Genomic DNA, 1,796 nt, shown 5'->3' with positions numbered 1-1,796 from the left:
ATTGGTGTAAAGAAATTGTTAGTTGGATAAAGAAAAAAGAAATGAGAGTAATCGCTTTCTAATGATATAATAGTTTTCGACCAAAAAAACAAATATCAAGGAGGATTACTCTCATGGACATTGTAGCATTATTAGAAGTATTAGTAAAAGAGATTATTGAAGCTGAGGAAAAATTTTTGAAAAATCCAAAAGATTTCTATAGCTTGGAAACCTCGGTCAAGGCTTCCACTGAAAATTTTTCTGCTAGTTTTCTAAGTATTGTTCTTTCTAGCATGAATGAAAGGCTGTGCAATGATGCCTGGCGAAAACTCAAGTACAATATATGCCGTCATGAAAAACGAACTCTAATAACCTCTGTTGGGGATGTGGCCTTTGACAGCACATACTTCCAAAGTCGTAATAGCGGAGGAGAGTATCATTATCTTCTGGAAGAGATGCTTGGTCTTGATACGCATGAGCGATTCAGTGAAGCTGCAGAGACTGCAATACTGACAGAAGCACTAAAAACCAGTTATGAGGAAGCTTCAAAAGTCATACCTTCAAAATCAAAGATCACAAAAACGACTGTGATGAACAAAGTTCACGGGATTGCAGATGTGATACCTTTTCAGACTCCAGAGATAAAGAAAAAATGTAAATATCTCTTTATTGAGGCAGATGAAGATCACATTGCTGAACAACACGGACGGTGGTCAAAGGAGAATAAGGGTTTTATCAGCCGGCTGGCATATATTTATGAATATAAGCAGGAAAGCCCAAAAGTAAAGGGACGCAAAGAACTGGTAAATACCTATTACTTCAGTGGATTGTATGAAGGAAGTAAGGGGGTTCAGACATTTTGGGAAGAAGTACAGGGTTACATTGAAGCAACCTATGATTCTGACGAATTGCAACGAGTATTCATAAGTGGAGATGGGGCTGCATGGATCAATAGTGCAGTAACTTATGTTGACCGTAGCTTGTATTGTGTGGATAAATTTCATATGACAAAATATATCAACGCAGCTGCAAACCAGATGCTGGATGAGGCAGAAGAAGCAAAAGCTAATCTGTACAAATTTATCTATAAAAAGCAACGAGCAAAATTTAAAAAGTACACAGAGGAAATGCTTGCATCAGCAAACAATCCCGAACCAATATATGAACTGCAAAGCTATGCATTAGGAAACTGGAATGCAGTCATCCGAAGCTATCATAATAAACTGCTGACCGGATGTAGTGCGGAAGGGCACGTAAGCAGTGTTCTTTCTGACCGACTGAGTTCCAGACCGATGGGATGGAGTCAGACCGGAGCGGATCGAATGAGCAAACTCAGATGCTATGAACGAAACTATGGACGGGAAAAGATCATAGATCTCATCCGATATAGTCGCGAGCAGAGGTCGATGAAACGCACCGGGACAGATAACATAGCAGTGGAGAAAGTGTCTATGCGTGAGATTATGACAGACCACTATGATCAGGGCAGATCCTATATTGATCGCCTTCAAGTAACAATCCCTGGATTGACAGCAAAAAAGACAGCAAGCATCAGAACCAACCTCAAATTACTTTGATTGAAAAAATGTGCAAGGCACAAAAATAACCTTACCTGCTTGTTTAATGCAAAATCTGCAACTTGACTCTATGTCAAGGGCAGATAAAATAAAAATAGCAGTAAGGTTTCATAAATGACCCTTAAATCAGATAGTTGACGAAGAAGAAGGATTGTTATACACTTGGGAAAAATAAAGCGAATTCTATTATGTCTTGGAGTCTCTCTAATCTTTCCCAACTGACAGTAAGTTTACACCATC

1 protein-coding gene is annotated in these 1,796 nt (G+C 38.9%); it reads left to right on the top strand.

From position 1 onward, the window contains the following. Positions 1–113 precede the first annotated feature (113 nt). Entirely contained in the window at positions 114–1,556 is a 1,443-nt protein-coding gene (locus KTB61_RS12850; protein ID WP_216697701.1) for an ISLre2 family transposase, read from the top strand. The last annotated feature ends 240 nt before the right edge of the window (positions 1,557–1,796 follow it).

Origin of the sequence: Anaerostipes faecalis (assembly GCF_018982945.1) — a bacterium.
Lineage (GTDB): Bacteria > Bacillota > Clostridia > Lachnospirales > Lachnospiraceae > Anaerostipes > Anaerostipes faecalis.
Note: the sequence above shows the minus strand (reverse complement) of the source record. Positions and strands in the feature narration are given on the sequence as shown.